Below are 19,021 nucleotides of genomic sequence, written 5' to 3'. Positions count from 1 at the left end.
CCGGTGCGGGTACGGCCGGCTCACCCCTCCTGGCACGGGATACTCACGTATGCACTTTCGCCTGCTCGGACGCCTCGACGTGACTGCCTCCGACGGATCCCCGATCGCCCTCTCGGGTTCCCTCGCCAGGGCGATCGTCGCCCGCCTGACGCTGGCCGGCGGACGGCCCGTCCCACGCGATGCCCTCATCGACGAGCTGTGGAGCGAGCGCGGGGCCAGGAACCCCGTCAACGCGCTCCAGGTGCAGATGACCAAGCTGCGCACCGCGTTCGCCGAACGGGGCGAGGCGGGCCGTCTGGCGATGCTGGCCGGCGGCTACCGGCTCGCCCTGGACGACGAGGACCACGTCGATGTCACCGTCTTCGAAACCAGCGTCCGCCGGGGCCGGGAACGCCTGCGGGCCGGAGCCCACGAGGAGGCAGAGGAGCTTCTGCGAAGCGGCCTGGACCTGTGGCGGGGGCGGGCGCTGGAGGATCTGACCGGCATGGTGTTCGAGGGCGAGCGCCGCCGGCTGGACGAACTGCGGCTCACCGCCCTGGAGGACGCGGCCCATGTGGGACTCGAACGGGGCCGGGCCCAGGAGCTGATATCCGAACTCACCACCCTGCTGGCGGATCATCCCTTCCGGGAGAAGCTGCGTGGCCAGCTGATGCTGGCCCTCTACCGCAGCGGCCGGCATGCCGAAGCACTCGACCTGTTCCACCACGGGCGCGTGCTGCTGGACGCCGAGCTCGGCCTGGCGCCCTCACCCGAGTTGCGCGCCCTGCAGAGCGCGATCCTCGAACACGACCCTGCCCTGATGACTTCCAACGTCGTCCGAAGCGAGGCGGCGGAGCGCCCGCCGGCCTCCGCGCGCTCCGGCTCCGGGAAGACGGAGGGCAACCTGAGCCGGTCCCCGGGGCCGTACGTCGGCCGGCGCGGCGCCCTGCGGGCCCTGCGGGAGACGATCATCCGGGAGCGCCTGGTGACGCTGCTGGGTCCCGGCGGGGTCGGCAAGACCCGGCTCGCGCTGGAGGCACTCTCCCGGCCGGACTCCCCCGTGGAGGCCCTCTGGTGGATCGACCTGGCCGTCACCGGTGAGGACGGCGTCCTCGCGGCGCTGGCCACCACGCTCGGGCTGTCGGACGCGTCGGTGGCCACCGACCAGCGCCCCCTGGACTTCCTGCGGCGCGTCGTCTCCTCGTTGGAGAACCGCACGACGATCGTGGCGTTCGACAACTGCGAGCACGTCCTGGACGCGGTCGCGCCCCTGGTCAAGACGCTTCTCGACGCCTGCCCGCAACTCACCGTGGTGGCCACCAGCAGGGAGCCGCTGGGCATCGCGTACGAGGCCCACTTCACGGTGGAGCCGATGACCGCCGAGGAGGCCGGGGAACTGTTCACCCTGCGCGCCGCCAAGATCAACCCTTCGTTCGCGGCGGGGCCGGACGCGCGCCAGGACGTGCTGACCCTGTGCCGTCGTCTCGACGGACTCCCGCTCGCCGTCGAGCTCGCCGCCGCCCACGTCCGGATGCTCTCCGTGGCGGAGATCGACCGCAGGCTGGATGACCGCTTCGCCCTCCTGGTGAAGGGAGAGCGCACGGCGCCCGCCCGGCACCGCACGCTGCGGGCGGTCCTCGATTGGAGTTACGCGCTGCTCGGCGGCGCCGAGCAGGAGGTCCTGAGCGAACTCGCCCTGCGGGTGGGCGGAACCGCGCTCGACGACGCCGAGCGGACCGGCCCGCCCGGCCCGGAGACGACCGGGACCCCCACCGCCGGCCACGGCGGCGGCCTGCTGCCGATCCTCACCCAACTGGTCGACAAATCAATGCTGTTCACCGTACCCGGCGCGCAGGGCACCCGTTTCCAGATGCTGGAGACGGTGCGCGAGTACGCCCTTGCCCGCCTGCGGACCGAAGGCCGTCTGCAGCAGGCCGAGGAGCGCTTCGTCTCCTGGGCACTCGACTTCGCCGCCGAACACTCGGCGGCCCTCCACTCACGCGAACAGAGCGCCCACTGCCTGCACATCGCCGAGGAGACGGCCAATCTCAGGGCCGGCTCCGAACTGCTGGTCCGGCAGGGCCGCGCAGCCGAAGCCCTGTTCCTCGAATCCTCCCTCGGCTACTTCTGGTACGTCTCGGGCCGTGAGGAGGAGGGCATCGACCGGCTCGCCCGGACCCTGGACGCCTACGACAGCGAACCGGGCACCTCGGACCCCGAACGCCCGCCCGGCCCGCGGGAGGAGTGGGCGCTCACTTACACGTTCGCGTGGCTCGCCTGGCTCAACCACGTCGCCGGGCGGCACGAGAGCGCGCTCGGCTACGAGGAGCGCTACCGGGCCGCCTGGCGGCAGGCCCGCAACCCCGACGTGGCGGTGATCGGCCCGGTCTACGAGGCGTTGTACGCGCGGCTCACTGCCGACGAGGACCGCGGCGACCTGTTCGCGCGGGCCGAGGCCGGCATCGCCGGCACCGCGTTCCAGTGGGACCGGGCCGTGCTGCAGTACAACTGGTCGACCTACTGCCTGCACAACGGGGACCCGGACGCGGCGGGCGAGCACGCGCTGTACGGCATCGAGGCGGCCCGCGCCGCCGACGACCCCTTCGCCCTCGCGATCTGCCTCACCGCCCGCGGCGACGCGCAGGAGAGCGCCGGCCGGCGGGAGGAGGCCCGCAGCCTGTGGAGCGAGGCGAGCGAGATCCTGCGGACCATGGACGCCCGATCGCGCTGGGCCTACCGCGCGCTGCGGCTGGCCTACCTGGACATCGGGGAGGGGGACCACGACCGCGCCGACCGCCGCATCGCCGAGGTGGAGCGGATCGCCGCCGAAGTCATCTCCTACGACCTCGCCTACGCGGGGGCGAACCTGCGCGCGGTGGTCCTCGCCGCCCGCTCCCGGTTCACCGAGGCGGCGGCGGCCCTCAGGGAGGTGGCGAGCGCGGAAGCCGCCCCGCGCCACCGCCGGGCCGTCGCCTCCCTCGCCCTCACGGTCTGCGGCGACGGCGGGCCGGCTGACGGTGAGCGGCTCGCCGATGGGCGCCGCGAGGCCGCCGCGATCATCGAGCCGCTGGCCCGGGACGCGGTCGGCCTGCTGCTGACCGAGGCCACCGAGCGGGGCAGCACCGAACCGGGACGGCGCTACGCACTGCACGAGCGTCTCGCCCGCTCGCCGTCGGTGCGGGCGGCCTTCTGCTGACGGGCTCCGGCGCCCGGTGGGCGCCCGGCGGCCGGCGGCCGGCACGTATCCGCGTCTGAGCAGGGCCCCTTCGAGGGCGCGCAGAGCGGCATGGGTGCGGGACTTCACGGTGCCGGGGGCTATGCCCAGGGCCAGGGCGGTCTCGGCGACCGACTTGTCGAGGTAGCGCGTGTACAGCAGGATCTGGCGGTGCGGTTCACTGAGCTCCCCCAGGGCCTCGCGGACCACGAGGCGGTCGGTCGCGCGGTCCTCGTGGCCCGGTGAGGCAGGCTCCACCACGTCGAGGTCGCCACTTTCGTACGGGCGGGCCCGGCGGGCGCGGTGGCTGTCGATGGCCAGGTTGCGGACAACGGTGACGAGCCAGCCGCGGATGCCCTCTCCGGCCCGGTCCAGGAGCGGGGCGTGGTGCCAGGCGCGGAGGATCGCCTCCTGGACGATGTCCTCGGCGCGGTGCACGTCGCCGCCCAGCGAGCGGGCGGCGACGTGCCGGAGCATGGCGCCGTGCTTGTCGTACACGGCGCGGACGAAACACTCGTCGTCGGCTTCGGTGCGTCGAGCTGCGGCGGGTGACACGGCTGGTGTGGGTGAGGCTGCCTGTGTGGGCGAAGTGGTCATCACCCGGCCAGCGTTCGCCGCGGCGCTTGCCGGCCGCTTACAGCACGCTTTCCCTGCCTGTCCGGAGACTGTCGCAGCCTCCGGACAGGCAGGATCCGACGGGGCCGGCGGGGCCGGCCGGTTACACCATGCCGCCGTCCACGGTCAGGTTCACTCGGTTCACGGCCGGGTTGTGCATCAGGAAGACCGTGGCGCCGACGATGTCGGCCATGGTGGCGAGCCGGCCGGTGGGCGTACGTAAGCGGACCGACTCCAGAACGTCCGCCTGCCCGCTCCACGACGGCGTGTCGCTGACGATCCCGGGGTGTACGGCATTGACCCTCACCGGTGCGAGCTCCGTAGACAGGGTCCGCACCATGGAGACCACGGCGCCGTTGACCGCCGTGACGGTCGTGGAGCCTGGGTAGGGCGCGTCCTTCGCGACGCCCCCGAACAGGACGACCGACGCGGTCGGCGCCAGCACCTCTCGCAGGGCCGCGACGGCGGCGGTGTATCCGACCACCTTGAGCGTGGCCAGGCGCACCGCCCGGTCCACCGAGTAGTCCCGCACGCTGTTCACGTCTCGTTCCACGGCCGTGATCACCAGGTGGTCGACCGGGCCGGTCCCCGACAGTGCCCGGGCGATCTCGTGCGGCTCAGCGAGGTCCAGGGCGATGCCCCGCACGTGGTGGCGCCCCTTCCCCACCTCCCGCGCCACCTGTCGCGCGCGCTCCGCGTCCCGGCCGGTCAGCACCACGCTGTCGCCCTGCCCCGCGAGGTGCCCGGCCAGCTCCCTTCCAATGCCGCTGGTCCCGCCGATGATCACGATGTTCGCCATGCGCGTCTCTCCTCATCCGTGTGGTGAATCCGGGGCACCCCACCGGCGGTGCCCGATCCGCTCTACGGGGCGGGGGCACCACCGGTTCCGGGACCGGGCCTACGACCGGGCCGGGCGGTGATGTGCCGGTGCTGCGCGAACCGATCCCGCCCGGTGTCCGTAGGGCGGGCACAGATTCGACGACTTCAAGAAGATGAGGTGACGACATGTCCGACACGGACACGTTCGGCAACGGGCGCCCGGTACTCCTGCGGGGCGGCACGGTGCTGCCGATGGACGACCCCCGCCGGGTACTCACCAACACGGACGTCCTGGTCCAGGGAGACCGCATCACCGCGATCGGACCCGACCTCGCCGTGCCTCCGGGCAGCGCCGTCATCGACGCCAGCAGCGGAATCGTCATACCCGGCATGATCGACACACACCGCCACATGTGGCAGACCGCGCTGCGCGGCTACGGCGCGGACTGGACCCTGAGCCAGTACTTCGTGTGGTTCTTCATCGACCACGGCAAGCACTTCCGGCCCCAGGACATCCACGCCGGCAACCTGCTCGCCGCCGCCGAGGCCCTGGACGCCGGGGTGACCACGACCGTCGACTGGTCACACGGGCTGGCCACCACCGACCACGCCCACGCCGCGGTCGACGCGCTCCAGGCGGTGCCGGGGCGCTTCGTCCTCGCCTACGGCAACCTCCACCGGCCCGCCGCCGAGTGGGCCACCGACCCCGCCTTCCGTGCCTTCCTCGACCAGCGCGTCCCCCGTGACGGCATGCTGGACCTGCAACTGGCCATCGACCTGGGCGGCGACCCCTCGTTCCCCGAGAAGCCGGCCTTCGAAGCCGCCCGCGACCTGGGCGTCGCCGTGACCACCCACGCCGGGGTCTGGGGCACCGCTCTGGACCGGAGCATGACCATGCTCCACCAGCACGGATGCATGCGCCCGGGCACCGTCTACGTCCACGGCTCGTCCCTGGGCGACGACTCCTACCGCCGCATCGCGGACACCGGCGGGTACCTGTCGATCTCTGCCGAGAGCGAGCAGCACGCCGGGCAGGGATACCCTCCCACCCACGCCGCCCGTGCCCACGGCATCCCCGTGTCCCTGTCGATGGACACCAGCGTGTGGTGGAGCGCCGACCTCTTCTCCGCGATGCGCGCCACTCTGGCCGCCGACCGCTCCCGCGAACACGCTGAAGGCCATGCCCGGGGCGAGAGCGTCACCCACACGACACTGCGCGCCCACGACGTGCTGAGCTGGGCGACCCGCGGCGGCGCGGCCGCCCTCGGCCGCTCCCACGACCTGGGCACCATCGAGGTCGGCAAGAAGGCCGACCTGGTCCTGCTCAAGAACGACGACTCCCCCGTCTCCTTCCCGCTCCTGAACCCGCACGGGCACGTCGTGCTCCAGGCGCAGCGATCCGACGTCCACACCGTCCTGGTCAACGGCCACGTCGCCAAGTACCGCCACCGGCTCCGGGGAATCGACCTCCGGGCGCTGCGCGACCACGTCGAGAACACCGTCGAGCACCTGCGCGGCCGGCTCGGCGAGAGCGAATGGCACAAGGGGATGAACCCGGAGGTTCCCCGCGCGAAGACCATCGAACAGAGCCGGTTCGGCACCGAGCAGCCGCCGACCGGCCAGTGACCGGCGGACGGTCTCCCGCGCGGGAAGGCCAGCGGACGACAGTCGCGGCCATCAGCCGGCCGCTGCACCCCTGCGGGAAGCGGCACTGATCTACGGGCGTTCCTGTGGACGGACGGCTGATGCGATTGGCCGGCGCGTCGGCCCAGCCGGGGCATGTGGCCGGAGAAGTTCTGGGCTGTGCCCGCCGATGCTCAGGGCGAGGCCGGTGGGCAACTCGCCCGGCAGGCCTCGGCCGGCCAGGGCCCCTTGCACGGGGCCGGGTCCATAGGGTCGGCCCCTCGCGTGATGGTGCGGTCGCACCAGTCGCACAGCACTGCCGCACGGGCGCCCGCGTCCTCAAGGAGCCGGGCCGCCTCATCTGCGACTTCGAGCCAGTTGGGGCCTGTGACCACTACGGGCGCGCTGTCGAGCAGAAGTTTGCTGTTCCAGAGACTGAGGCCGGTGACCGTCCGGACCGCACGGACCGCCTCCATCTTCCGGTCACCTGCCTCCCTCAGCAGTACACGGAACCCCGGCTCTTCCACACGCCCTCCCCGGCCACCCCGAACTGTCTGGCAAGTGAACCATCACCGCAACTGCTGATTGTCATGAGGGGCGCTGTCACAGCTAGTTGGAGGGTGTCTCACGTGGCATGTTTCGCGAGCTTCCAGTAGCAGGTCAGGGTGGCGGCCAGGCCGAGGAAGGCCAGGAAGTGCGAGCCCTTTCGTTCGTATCCCACGACGAGGGATGGGTCCTGGCGTGCTCCGAGACCTAACCGGGGCCGGCCTCATCACAACCGCCGGTCGCGCGCCTGCTGTCCTCCTCCGTTAGCCGGCGGTGTCGTCGCAGATGGGCTTTGGGGGCGCCGTAGCGATCACGTTCCGCCAGTAGTCGGCCTCCCCGGCCGGGCCGCGGCGGGCGGGCTGGATGAAGGTGGCGAATGTCGTCGTTCCCGGCCGGGCCTTCAGGTCGCCGGGGCCGATCGCGACCACGTAGCGCTCCCCCGGCTTCATGATCACTTCTCGGTTCGAGGTGGCCAGCTCGAAGGAGCCGGGGGCCCCGCCGGGTTCAACCCGCTGCGACACCCCGATACTCGGGGCGAAGTCTCCCTTCATCGTCGCCACGACCCGTACCGGAGTGGTGACGAGCTCGGGGTTCTCGGCGCCGACGGCCCGCGGGTCGTGTGCCGCCGCGCCGACGGCCTCCACCACGGCAATGCCCTGCGCGCTGGTCGCCACCTCGGCGTCCGTGCCACCCGACGGCGTCCCGCACAGGCTCTCCGTATGCGGGGCGCTGCCGCGCTCCCAGGAGTACCAGCCACCGCCTAGGAGCACCGCGGCCGCGGTCCCGGCCGCCGCCCACGTCTTCACGTTCATGATCAGCCCCACAGCTTGGAGTAGTTGGCCCGGTCGACGTCCTGAGGGAGATCGAAGTATTCGTGGGCGGTCGGCCACATCAGCGACCGCACATAGCCCGGCCCGCCGGCGTCCGACTTGTGGCACAGCCCCAGGGCGTGGCCCAGCTCGTGTGCCGCGATCTGCCGGCGCTTGGTCCGGCTCGCGTTCTTCATCGCCGCGGTGTTGAAGCGGATGTAGTCGGTCTGGCCGGGGCCACTCCGGTAGTTCCACTTCGCGGCGGCGTGGTCCTGCGGGTCGTTGTAGTCCGTGAACTCCAGGTCGTTGACCGTGGTCGCCGAATCCGGCGCCAATCTGATCTTGTGGCCGCCGTACTGCCATGCCTTGAGCGCGTGCTTGTACGCGTCCGCGTAGGCCGTGTTCGCGGTCCATCTGATCTCGCCGTCATCCACCGAGCTGCGCAGCCTCGACTCCGACTCGCCCCTGACACACGGCGCGGCCGCAGCGACTGCCGCCGGCGGCGGAGCGGTCAGGAGCAGGGCTGCGGCCGCCGATAAGCCGGCTGACAGGCGCTTCATCCACTCCACGGTAGGGCGCCCCGTGCCGGGGACGATCGTTTCCTCTCCCCCGGGCGGTGAAGTTCCCCGGACTCGGCAGATCCGACGCCCGAACACGTTCGACACCGTGCCGGTGGGCGCGCACGGTCGTACGACTCCGAGAGGAGTCCGGGAGCCGCTCGGGCGGAGGTTCCGAGCGGGCCGGGGGCGTGGGTGGTCAGGGCGAGGTCACTGGTGGGGCAGTTCGGCCAGCCAGTCGTGGACGGTGCGGGCGGTGGAGCGGGCGTGTCCCTCCAGAAGGGTGAAGTGGTCGCCTGGGACGGTGATTTCGGTGTGGGGAAGGGGCCAGGCGGGGGCCGGTGCGGTGCCGGGCAGCGGTTCCCCGGCCCGGACGAAGAGGGTCGGGGCCGCCGGCCGTTCGGGCCGCCAGCCGGAGTACAGGGAGAAGTAGCCGGCCATGGCGGTCAGCCGGTCGGGGTCGTGGGAGGCGAACCGGGCCGCTTGGCGCAGCATGTCGGCCGTCATCGGGGCGAGGGCTTCGTCGCGGTCTGCGCGGGCGGCGGGATAGGTGTCCAGGAGGACGACGGCGACCGGGGCGGCGTCCTCGTCCGCCAGCCGCTGTGCCACGGCCTGGGCCGCCCACCCGCCCGCCGAGCGCCCGAGGAGGGCGAACGGTTCACCGTCCGCGGCTGCGAGGACGGCGGCTGCCTGGGCGGTGACGAAGGCGTCCAGAGTGGCCGGAAGCCGTTCCGCGCGCTGGAACCCGGGATGCGGCAGGGCCGTGACCGGCCGCAGGCCGGCCAGTCCCCGGGCGAGGCGGGCGTACTCCTGCGGTCCGGAGAGCGCGCTGAGCGCCGGGAAACAGAGCAGGTGCGGTCCCGTTCCGCCGGAGGCGAGCGGGACGGCCGCCGGCACCGCGCCCGGCGCTTCGGCGCGGTCGAAGACCGGGCGCAGGCGCGCGGTGATGGTGAGCAGCCCCATCGCCTCCATGGTCCGCCCTCGCTCACAGGCGGTACGGAAGAGGCCGGCCAGTGAATCGGGCAGTTCTTCGGCGGCCGCCGACGCGGCGGCGACCGGGGCCGGGTGCGTCGGGTGGGGTACGTACTGCTGCGCCAGGTGAGTGGCGACCGCGCGCGGGGTCGGGAAGTCGAACAACAGGGTGGGCGGGAGCACGGTGTCCGTCGCGGTCGCGAGGCGGTTGCGCAGCTCGACCGCGGCCAGGGAGTCGAGTCCCCAGTCCGCCAGCAGGTCGTCCGGGTCGATCGTCTCGTCGTGCTCGGTGTGGCCGAGGACCTCGGCAGCCAGCGCGCCCACCTCGGCGAGCAGCAGGGCGCCGCGCTCGCCCGGGGTCGCGGCGGCAAGCCGCCGGACGAGCGGGTCCGCGGCCGGCGCACCGGACGGCCCGCTCGCGGCGGCCGGTCCGGTCCCGGCCGGTGGGGTGACGGCCCTACGGGAGGACCCGCCCGGCGCGAGGGACGGATCGAGGCGGGCCGCCACCGGGGCCGGGTCGGCGCCACGGACAGCCGCGTCGAACAGCGCGAGGCCCTCGTCCGGTGTGAGCGGGGCGAATCCGGCGCGGGCCATCCGCCGCAGGTCCAGCTCCGTGAGGTGCGCCATCATGCCGCCGCTCTGCCGCCAAGGCCCCCAGGCGATCGATGTGCCCGGCAGGGCGAGCCGTCGGCGCTCTCGGGCCAGGGCGTCCAGGACGCAGTTGGCAGCCGCGTAGCCCGCCTGACCGGCGGAGCCGAACACCCCGGCCACCGAGGAGAAGAGGACGAACAGCGCAAGTTCACGGTCCGCGGTCAGCTCGTGCAGGGCGAGGGCGGCGTCCGCCTTGGGGCGCAGCACACGGTCGAGCCGTGCATCGTCGAGCGCGGCGACGATGCCGTCGTCGAGAACCCCCGCGGTGTGCACCACGCCGGTCAGCGGGTGCTCCGCCGGTACCTCGCCGAGCAGGGCGGCGAGTGCCCGCCGGTCGGCGACGTCGCACGCCCGCACCGTGACCCGGGCGCCCAAGTCCGCCAGTTCGGAGCACAGTTCGGTCATCCCGGGCGCATCGGAGCCGCGTCGGGCGGCGAGCAGCAGATGGCGGACGCCGTACGCGGTGACGAGGTGGCGGGCCGCCATCATGCCCAGCGAGCCGGTCGCACCAGTGACCAGGACGGTGCCCTCCGGGTCGAGCCGGCGTACGGGAAGCGGCGCGTTCGCCGCGGGCCCGGGTACGCGGACGATTTCCGGTACGTGAGCCACTCCCCGCCGTACCGCCGTCTCGGGTCGCGCGCCCGACAGGAGCGCGGGCAGCGCGGCCGCGGAATCGGGGCCGCCGTCCAGGTCGATCAGGGCGAAGCGGCCCGGGTTCTCGCGCTGCGCCGAGCGGATCAGTCCCCACACGGCCGCCTGGGCGGTGCTGATACCGGCACCGGTGTCGGCGGTGCCGGAGTCGGCGGTGCCGGAGTCGACGGCGTGGGTGGTGACGACGACGAGGCGTGAGCCGGCCAGCCGGGGCTCCGCGAGCCACGCCTGCACCAGGGCGAGGGCCCATCGCGCCGTCCGGTGCACCTGCCCGGCCGGCTCCACGTCGCCGTCGGCCGCCGGGAGCCCCGGGCAGGGGGCGACGACGACCTCCGGTGCGGCGGCGGCCGCCGCCGCGAGGTCGGTGTACACCGGGATGTCCTGGCTCGCGGGCGCCAGGACATCCTGTGGCCCGGCGTCGGCTCCGGCCAGCACGCCCCACGTCGGCACCGGAGAGGCCGCGAGCGGCTGCGGCGAACGCGTCCAGTCCACCCGGAAGAGCGAGGCGGCGGGGGTTCGCACCGCGCCGGAGCCGGTACGCGGCAAGGGGCGCAGGAACAGCCGGCGGATCGTGGCCACGGGCGCGCCCGTCTCGTCGGCCAGTTCCAGGCCGATCCCACCCTCGGTGCCGGAAACCGCTCGGCCGGGCTGCGCGTCCGCCGTCTCGCCGCGCCCGGCCGCGGCGGCCGGCGTCATGCGTACCCGCAGCCGCCGCGCACCGCAGGAGTACAGACGTACCCCGGCGAAGGAGAACGGCAGGGCCGCGGCTCCCCCGTCCAGTGCGTCCTCGGGCGGAGCCTTGTCCTCTCCCGGCGGCTGGTCCTGTGCCGGCGGGAGCCCGGCGAGCGCCACCGTGTGCAGCGCCGCGTCGAACAGCGCCGGGTGCAGGGCGAAGCCCGCCGCACCCTCCCCCGGCGCGGGGGCCTCGGCGGCCTCGGGGAGGGTCACCTCGGCGTACACCTCGTCACCGAGGCGCCAGGCGGCGCGCAGCCCCCGGAAGGCGGGCCCGTAGTGGAGTCCGGCGCGGGCCAGGCGTGCGTACGCGCCGCCCGGCGGCCGCGCCTCCGGGGGCCCGTCGAGGTCGAGCGGGACCGCGCCCGGCGGGGGCCAGGGGTGGTCCGCCGCCGGGGTGACGGACGGCTCCTGGGCCGGTTGGTCTCCTGCCGCTACGAGGGTCGCCGTGGCGTGCCGGCGCCAGGGGCCGGGAGCCGCCTCGGCGTCGTGGAGGCGGGCGTGGACGGTGAGGGCACGCCGGCCCACGCCGTCCGCTCCCGCCACCTTCATCTGGAGCTCGACGCTCCCGTCCGGGGGCAGCGGCAGGGGTGCGGTCAGGGTGAGTTCGTCGACGACCGGCGTCCCCGCCTGCTCGCCCGCGTACAGGGCCATCTCCACGAACGCGGTCCCGGGCAGCAGGACGTCCCCCGCGACGGTGTGGTCGGCCAGCCAGGGATGGTCGCGCGGCGAGAGGAGGCCGCCGAGCAACAGGCCGTCGTCGTCGGCCGTGACCGTCCGGGAGCGCAGGAACGAGTGGGGCGGACCGGCCGGCGCGGGCCCGGACGCAGATGCGGGTACGGGTACGAGCGCGGGCTGCTGCGGCGGGTCGGCGTCCAGCCAGTACCGGCGGCGCTGGAAGGCGTACGTGGGCAGCGCGGTGCGGCGCGCGCCGCGCCCGGTGAAGACGGCTCGCCAGTCGACCGGGACGCCGTGCGCGTGCAGCGCGGCCACGGTGTCGAGCAACGCGCCCGCCTCCGGCCGCGCGCCGCGCAGCGTCGGGAGGATCAGCGGCGCGGGCGCGTCGGCGGCAGGCGCGCCGGCCTCGGGTGCGTCGGCGGTTGCGGGCGGCGCCGGGGGCGGGGTCGTCCGGGGTGCCGGGGCCGTCGCAGGCAGCGGCTCCGGTGTGGTGAGGCAGGTGCGCGCCAGGCCGGTGAGTACGCCGTCCGGGCCCACTTCCACGAAGTGGGCCGCCCCCCGCGCGCGGAGGTGGGCCAGCGAGTCGGCGAACCGGACCGGTCGGCGCACGTGGTCCACCCAGAACTCCGGGGCGCGCAGCTCCTCATCGGTGGCCGCACGCCCCGCCACGGCGGTGACCAGCGCAATCGCGGGGTCGGTGAAGGACAGGCCCCTCACCACCTCGGCGAACTCGGCCAGCATGGGCTCCATGTGAACCGAGTGGAAGGCGTGGCTCACGCGCAACGGCGCCGTGGCCCGGCCCCGATCGCGGAAGTACGCGACGGTCTCGCGCACCGCGGCTTCGTCACCGGAGACGACCACCGCGGCGGGCCCGTTGACGGCGGCGATCTCCACTGCCCCTCGCGCCTGCGCCAGATGGGCGGCGACCTCGTCCTCACCGGCCGCCACGGCAGCCATCGCGCCGCCCGGCAGCGCGTCCATCAGCCGCCCCCGGGCCGCCACCAGGGTGCATGCGTCCGCGAGGGACAGCACTCCGGCGGCATGGGCCGCGGCCACCTCTCCGATCGAGTGCCCGGCCACCAGATCGGGGCGCACATCCCAGGACTCCAGCAGCCGGAACAGGGCCGTTTCCAGGGCGAAGAGCGCCGGTTGCGCGAACCGGGTCGTCCACAGGAGGGCGCCGGCCTCGCTGTCCTCGTGGGCGAACACCACGTCCCGCAAGGGCCTCGGCAGCAGTGGGTCGAACAGTGCGCAGGACTCGTCGAAGGAACGGGCGAAGGCGGGATGCAGCGACCGCTGTCCGTACAACTGCGCCCCCATCCCGAGGCGCTGACTCCCCTGCCCGGTGAAGAGGAAGGCCAGGGGGCCGGGCCGGCGGGCCGCGCCGGTGTGTGTGCCCGGTCGGCGCCCTCCGCCGCCGGCCAGTGCCCGCAGCGAAGCGAGCAGTTCCGCGCGGTCCCGGGCCACGGCCACGGCCCGGTGTTCGAAGGCCGAGCGGGTGGTGGCGAGGGAGTAGCCGATGTCGACCGGCTCCACGTCCGGGGCGGCGGACACGTGCTCGTACAGCCGCCGGGCCTGGTCCCGGAGTCCGGCCCGGGTCCGGGCCGACAGGACGAACGGCACCGGGACCGGGGTTGCCGGAGGTGTGGGGCCGGGGGCCTGGGCGCGGTCCTGGGGCGGGGGTTCTTCCAGGACCACGTGCGCGTTGGTGCCGCTGATGCCGAACGAGGAGACCCCGGCCCGGCGCGGGCGGTCCGCCTCGGGCCACGGCTCCGGCCGGGTCAGCAGCGCCACCTGCCCGGACGGCCAGTCCACGGCCGGATTCGGCTCGTCCGCGTGCAGTGTGCGCGGGAGCACGCCGTGCGCCATCGCCTGCACCGTCTTGATCACGCCGGCCACCCCGGAGGCGGCCTGCGTGTGGCCGATGTTCGACTTGACCGAGCCCAGCCAGAGCGGGCGTTGCCGCGACTCCCGCCCGTAGACGGCCAGGAACGCCTCCGCCTCGATGACGTCCCCGAGCCGGGTGCCGGTGCCGTGCGCCTCGACCGCGTCGACGTCGGCGGGCGCCAGCCCGGCGTCGGCCAGGGCCTGGCGGATCACCCGCTGCTGCGCCGGGCCGTGCGGGGCGGTCAGCCCGTTGCTCGCGCCGTCCTGGTTCACCGCCGAGCCGCGAACCACGGCCAGGACCTCAAGTCCCGTACGGCGCGCGTGCGACAGCCGGCTCAGCAGCAGCATCCCGGCGCCCTCGGCCCAGCCCGTGCCGTCGGCGCCCGCCCCGAACGCCTTGCAGCGGCCGTCCGGCGACAGCGCCCGCTGCCGGCTGAACTCCACGAACGACGCGGGCGAGGACATCACCGTGACCCCGCCGGCCAGCGCGAGGGCGCACTCGCCGCGGCGCAGCGCCTGGGCCGCGAGGTGCAGGGCCACCAGGGACGAGGAGCAGGCCGTGTCCACGGTGATCGCCGGCCCCTCCAGGCCGAAGGTGTACGCGATGCGGCCGGAGGCGACGCTGCCGGCGTTGCCGATGCCGAGGTAGCCCTCCACCTGCGCGGGTGTCACCGCGAAGCGGGCGGCGTAGTCGCTGTACATCAGCCCGGCGTACACCCCGGTCGTCGAGCCGCGCAGGGCCCGGGGGTCGACTCCGGCCCGTTCGAAGGCCTCCCAGGCCACTTCCAGCAGCAGCCGGTGCTGCGGGTCCATCGCCAGCGCCTCGCGGGGTGAGATGCCGAAGAAGCCCGGATCGAAGCGGTCCGCGCCCCGGAGGAAGCCGCCCTCGCGCACGTACGTCCGGCCGGGGCGGCCGGGGTCGGGGTCGTAGAGCCCTTCGGTGTCCCACCCCCGGTCGGCGGGGAACGGGCCGATGGCGTCCGTGCCGTCGGCCACCAGCCGCCACAGCTCCTCCGGGGTGCTCACCCCGCCGGGGTAACGGCAGGCCATCCCGACGATGACCACCGGGTCATCGTCATGGTGGCCATCGTCGCCGTCGGAGCGGGCCTTGGCCGGGTCCGGGCCAGGTTCCAGTGGCGCCGGCCCGGCGGCGCCCAGCGTGCCGAGGTGGGCGGCGAGCGCGGCGACCGTCGGGAAGTCGAAGGCGACGGCCTCGGAGAGCGGGAGGCCGGTCGCCGCGGACAGCCGCTCGCGCAGCACCGTAGCCGTCAGCGAGTCCATGCCCAGGTCCCGCAGCGCGGTCCCGGACTCCACTTCCCCGGGCGCGCAGCCCAGTACGTCCGCCACGGCGCGCCGTACCAGGGCCAGTACGTCCGCCCCCGCTTCCGCGGCCGGCGCCGTGCCGTCCAGCAGCCGTCCGGGCAGGTCGGCGAGCGCGTGCCGCCGTACCTTTCCGGAGGCGGTACGGGGGATGCCCTCCACCTCGTACAGGGCGGCGGGCACCTTGAAGAGGGAGAGTTCCCGGCGGCAGGCGGCGAGGAGGGCGGCGCGGTCGAGTACCCGGCCGCGCTCGGGGACCAGATAGCCGACCGGTACTTCGCCGAAGGCGGGGTGCGGGCGGCCGGCCACGGCGGCGTCCGCCACCCCGGGCAGGTGCCGCAGCACCGCCTCCACTTCCGAGGGGTGGATGTTCGCCCCGCCGCGGATGATCAGATCACTGGCCCGGCCTGTGATCACGAGTTCCCCGCCGGCGTCGACCCGGGCCAGGTCGCCGGTGCGGAACCAGCCGTCGCGCAGCACCTCGGCGGTGGCCTGCGCGCTGCCGTGGTACCCGGGCGTCACGCCGGGCCCGCTCACCCACAACTCGCCCTCGCCCACGTCCTGTCCATCCGCTCCGCCGCCGACCCGGACCCGGGTGCCGGGCAGGACCCGGCCGCACGACTCGGCCGCCGTGGTGTCGCCCGGCGCGGCCATGGTGACCGGGCCCGCCTCAGTGCTGCCGTAGTGCTCCAGGTAGGGGACGCCGCAGACCTCCTCGAACGACCGGCGGAACGCGGGCCCGGCCGAGGCGCCGCCGCTGACGCACCCGTGCAGGGCCGGCGCGCCCAGACCCGGGCCAGCGCCCGGGCCCATGTCGCCGTCGCCTTGGCCAGGGTGGCGAGCCGCTTCGGCGCGTACCTCGTCGAGCAGGGCGGAGTACGTGGTCGGCACCCCGCCGAGGAGGGTGTACGGGGCGTCCGTACGGCGCAGTTGGGCGAGCACCTCCGCCACCGTGAAGCGGGGCGGGATCATGGCGCTCGCCCCGGTGGCGGCCACCCCCACCACGCAGACCACGTGGCTCATGGCGTGGTGCAGCGGCAGCGGCCACAGCAGCCGGTCCTGCCGGGACATCCCGAGGACGCCGACGAGACCGGCGGCCACCGGCGCGAGGCGGTTGCGCTGGGTGAGCAGCACGCCCTTGGGGGTGCCGGAGGAGCCGGAGGTGTAGAGCAGCCAGGCCACCTCGTCCAGCCCGAGGTCGTCCGGGGCGGGCGTGCGCGGTTCCGTGCCCACCAGGTCCTCGTAGCGCAGCTGGACGGTTTCCGCGCTCCCCGGCTGCGGGTGCCCGTCCGGCTCCCCGTCCGGGTCGGCGCCCGGCGGTTCCTCCACCTCCTCGATCTCCTCGGCCTCCTCGACCACCAGCACCGTCAGCCCGGGGCGCGCCGCCAAGAGCGGGCGCAGCCGGGACAGCCGGGCGGGATCGGTGACGATCACACGGGCTCCGCTGTCGTCCAGCAGGTGGGCCAGCTCCGGCCCGGAGCCGCCGGGATCCAGCGGCACGCCCACCGCGCTCGCCCGGGTGACGGCCAGCAGGCTCTCGACGGCCTCGACGCGGTTGCCGAGCAGGATCGCCACCCGCTCCCCGCGCGCCGGGCTCAGCCCCGCGAGATGACCCGCCAGGCGCCGAGTTCTGCGTTCCAGGTCCCGGTAGGTCAGCCGGGTACGGCGGTCCTCGAAGGCGACCTGCTCCCCGATGCTCCGGGCATGCTCCCGCAGCAGCACCGGGAGTGGCCTGACGATGTCCGCGTCTGTACCCACCTGAACACTCACCTGTGCGAAACCTCCTGTGTGGACTCGTGGTTGAGGATGTCCGCACGGCCCGAAGGGTTGCGTCAGCGGCCCGGCTCCTCGGCAGGCCGGGCAGACGGCGAGGGGCTTGAGGCCGTGCCGCCGCGCGCGGCCGGAGCGCGCGACAGCCGGATCTGCCGGGCAGAGCCCCGACAGCCGTCTTTTCGTCCTCTTGACGATATGAACACTTCTCGTTATCGTCGCGCTGACGAAATGAAGGGGGTTCGCCATGGCCGACATCACCCGGCGCTTCGGCTGGCGCCATCTGCGATCCGCGCCCACCGCGCACATCCGCCACCACAAGCGCGGCCAGCTCGTCCACGACGGGCCGGGGCTCAGTTTCTGGTACCGGTCGCTCTCGGCGGCACTGTCCGAAGTACCGGTCGAAGACCGGGAGCTGGCCATGGCGTTCCACGCGCGCACGTCCGACTTCCAGGACGTCTCCGTGCAGGCCTCCGTCACCTACCGGATCAGCGACCCGGCCGAAGCCGCGGCCCGGCTCGACTTCTCCGTAGACCCGGACACCGGGAGCTGGCGCGGAGCCCCCTTGGAGCAGATCGCCACTCTCCTCACCGAGACCGCGCAGCAGCACACGCTGGACGTACTGGCCCGGACCCCGCTGGCCGTCGCCCTGGTTGACGGCGTCGCATCCGTACGGGGGAGCGTCACCGCCGGTCTCGCCGCCGAGCCCAGGCTCCCGGCCACCGGCATAGACGTGGTGGCCGTACGGGTCGTGGCGATCCGCCCCGAGGCCGAAGTGGAGCGCGCCCTGCGCACCCCGGCCCGCGAGCAGATCCAGCAGGAGGCGGACCGGGCCACCTACGAACGGCGGGCCGTCGCCGTCGAGCGCGAGCGCGCCATCGCCGAGAACGAGCTGGCCAGCCAGATCGAACTCGCCCGGCGCGAGGAGCAGTTGATCGACCAGCGCGGCACCAACGCCCGCCGCGAGGCCGAGGAGAAGGCGGCGGCGGACGGCATCCGGACCGAGACCGAAGCGGCCCGCAAGGTCCGCCTGGCCCGCGCGGACGCCGAGGCGGCGCGCGAGACGGGCGCGGCGCGCGCAGAGGCTCAGGCCGCCTGGCTGCGGGTGCACGACGAGGCCGGCCCGAGGACGCTGCACGCCCTGGCGGCGACCCGGCTGGCGGAGAACCTGCCGCGGATCGACAGCATCACTCTGTCTCCTGACGTCCTCACCGGGCTCCTCGCCCGGCTCGGACGTCCGGAAGGCGGCGCGGACGCGTGAGCCTGGCCCCGCGGGCGGTGCTCGTGCACCGCAGGACCGAGTACGAGGAACTGCTCGCCCGGTACGGCACGCACGGGCAGGCCGCGTTCCTCCTGTCCCGCCGGGGCCGGTCGATCGACGAGGTGGTCCACCGCCACGAACGCACGCGGCAGGCACTGCGCGAGGTGGCGGCGGCGGTGCCGCTCACCTGGCGCAGCTCCAGCGTGGAGCGGGCGGACCTGGACCGCTTCCCGTTCGCCCCGGAGGACGTGGTGGTCGTGGTCGGCCAGGACGGCCTGGTCGCCAACACCGCCAAGTACCTGCGCGGACAGCCGGTCGTGGGCATCGACACCGACCCGGGACGGAACCCGGGGGTCCTGGTCCGTCACCGCTGCGCCGACACGGCCGCGTTGCTGCGTGCCGCCATCGCCGCCGGGAGCCGGGCGGAGGAGCTGACCATGGTCGAGGCCGTCGCCGACGACACCCAGCGCCTTCTCGCCCTGAACGAGATCTACCTGGGCTCGCCCGGTCACCAGACGGCCCGCTACCGCCTGGGCGGCGAGGGCGACCAGGGCCCGGAGGAGGCCCAGGCGTCCTCCGGGGTGCTGGTGGGCACCGGTACGGGCGCCACCGGCTGGCTGCGTTCCCTGTGGCTGGAGCGCGGCAGCTCCGCGGGGCTGCCCTCACCCTGCGAGCGGCGGCTCCTGTGGTTCGTGCGGGAGGCCTGGCCCTCTCCGGCGACCGGAACGACAAGGGTCGCCGGTGAGCTGGGGCAGGGCCAGGGGCTTCGGCTGACCGTGGAGTCGGACCGGATCGTAGTGTTCGGCGACGGGATGGAGGGCGACGCCCTGGAGCTGACCTGGGGTCAGAGCGTACGGCTGGGCATCGCCGGAACGTCGCTGCGCCTGGTGACCTGAGCGGGCTGCCGGACGGCTCGACCCCGCGGACCACCCCGAGC

The 19,021-nt window shown here is 74.2% G+C and carries 9 protein-coding genes and 1 pseudogene; 4 read left to right on the top strand and 6 right to left on the bottom strand.

Annotated elements, in window-relative coordinates:
• Positions 1-49 precede the first annotated feature (49 nt).
• Positions 50-3,175, top strand: a complete 3,126-nt coding sequence (locus IE248_RS31795) for an AfsR/SARP family transcriptional regulator (protein ID WP_190032471.1) — start codon at positions 50-52, stop codon at positions 3,173-3,175.
• 84 nt (positions 3,176-3,259) lie between these two features.
• Here the strand turns inward: IE248_RS31795 and IE248_RS37835 are convergent.
• Together IE248_RS37835 and IE248_RS31785 are read right to left on the bottom strand one after the other, a co-directional pair.
• Positions 3,260-3,670 (bottom strand): annotated as a pseudogene (locus tag IE248_RS37835) (sigma-70 family RNA polymerase sigma factor); the annotation flags it as partial.
• A 241-nt stretch (positions 3,671-3,911) separates the two neighbouring features.
• Positions 3,912-4,607, bottom strand: coding sequence for an SDR family oxidoreductase (locus IE248_RS31785; protein WP_190032470.1), 696 nt, complete (start codon positions 4,605-4,607; stop codon positions 3,912-3,914).
• 206 nt (positions 4,608-4,813) lie between these two features.
• Here IE248_RS31785 and IE248_RS31780 point away from each other — a divergent pair, with 206 nt between their 5' ends.
• On the top strand, positions 4,814-6,253 hold the full coding sequence (locus tag IE248_RS31780) for an amidohydrolase family protein (RefSeq protein WP_190032469.1): 1,440 nt from the start codon (positions 4,814-4,816) through the stop codon (positions 6,251-6,253).
• Between the two features lie 191 nt (positions 6,254-6,444).
• Here IE248_RS31780 and IE248_RS31775 read toward each other — a convergent pair whose 3' ends face one another.
• The 4 genes from IE248_RS31775 to IE248_RS31760 form a co-directional block, all read right to left on the bottom strand.
• Positions 6,445-6,777, bottom strand: a complete 333-nt coding sequence (locus IE248_RS31775; RefSeq protein ID WP_268254112.1) for a ribosomal protein L7/L12 — start codon at positions 6,775-6,777, stop codon at positions 6,445-6,447.
• 282 nt (positions 6,778-7,059) lie between these two features.
• Entirely contained in the window at positions 7,060-7,608 is a 549-nt protein-coding gene (locus tag IE248_RS31770) for a hypothetical protein (protein WP_190032468.1), read from the bottom strand.
• A gap of 2 nt (positions 7,609-7,610) precedes the next feature.
• On the bottom strand, positions 7,611-8,165 hold the full coding sequence (locus IE248_RS31765) for a matrixin family metalloprotease (RefSeq protein ID WP_190032467.1): 555 nt from the start codon (positions 8,163-8,165) through the stop codon (positions 7,611-7,613).
• A 207-nt stretch (positions 8,166-8,372) separates the two neighbouring features.
• A complete protein-coding gene (locus IE248_RS31760; protein WP_229895671.1) occupies positions 8,373-16,811 on the bottom strand; it encodes a type I polyketide synthase in 8,439 nt (2,812 codons plus the stop codon).
• Positions 16,812-17,070: 259 nt separating this feature from the next.
• Between IE248_RS31760 and IE248_RS31755 the strand changes: the two genes are divergently transcribed.
• Positions 17,071-18,084, top strand: a complete 1,014-nt coding sequence (locus IE248_RS31755; protein WP_190032465.1) for an SPFH domain-containing protein — start codon at positions 17,071-17,073, stop codon at positions 18,082-18,084.
• On the top strand, positions 18,081-18,980 hold the full coding sequence (locus IE248_RS31750; protein ID WP_190032464.1) for a hypothetical protein: 900 nt from the start codon (positions 18,081-18,083) through the stop codon (positions 18,978-18,980). The genes IE248_RS31755 and IE248_RS31750 overlap by 4 nt, the downstream gene beginning before the upstream one ends.
• Positions 18,981-19,021 lie beyond the last annotated feature (41 nt).

Source organism: Streptomyces goshikiensis (genome assembly GCF_014650555.1).
GTDB classification, from domain to species: domain Bacteria; phylum Actinomycetota; class Actinomycetes; order Streptomycetales; family Streptomycetaceae; genus Streptomyces; species Streptomyces goshikiensis.
This window is presented reverse-complemented; position numbering and strand designations above follow the sequence as displayed.

Coding starts and splice junctions, on each gene's coding strand:
- IE248_RS31780 (WP_190032469.1), top strand. CDS start 4,814: ATGTCCGACACGGACACGTTCGGCAACGGGCGCCCGGTACTCCTGCGG.
- IE248_RS31765 (WP_190032467.1), bottom strand. CDS start 8,165: ATGAAGCGCCTGTCAGCCGGCTTATCGGCGGCCGCAGCCCTGCTCCTG.
- IE248_RS31785 (WP_190032470.1), bottom strand. CDS start 4,607: ATGGCGAACATCGTGATCATCGGCGGGACCAGCGGCATTGGAAGGGAG.
- IE248_RS31795 (WP_190032471.1), top strand. CDS start 50: ATGCACTTTCGCCTGCTCGGACGCCTCGACGTGACTGCCTCCGACGGA.
- IE248_RS31755 (WP_190032465.1), top strand. CDS start 17,071: ATGGCCGACATCACCCGGCGCTTCGGCTGGCGCCATCTGCGATCCGCG.
- IE248_RS31770 (WP_190032468.1), bottom strand. CDS start 7,608: ATGAACGTGAAGACGTGGGCGGCGGCCGGGACCGCGGCCGCGGTGCTC.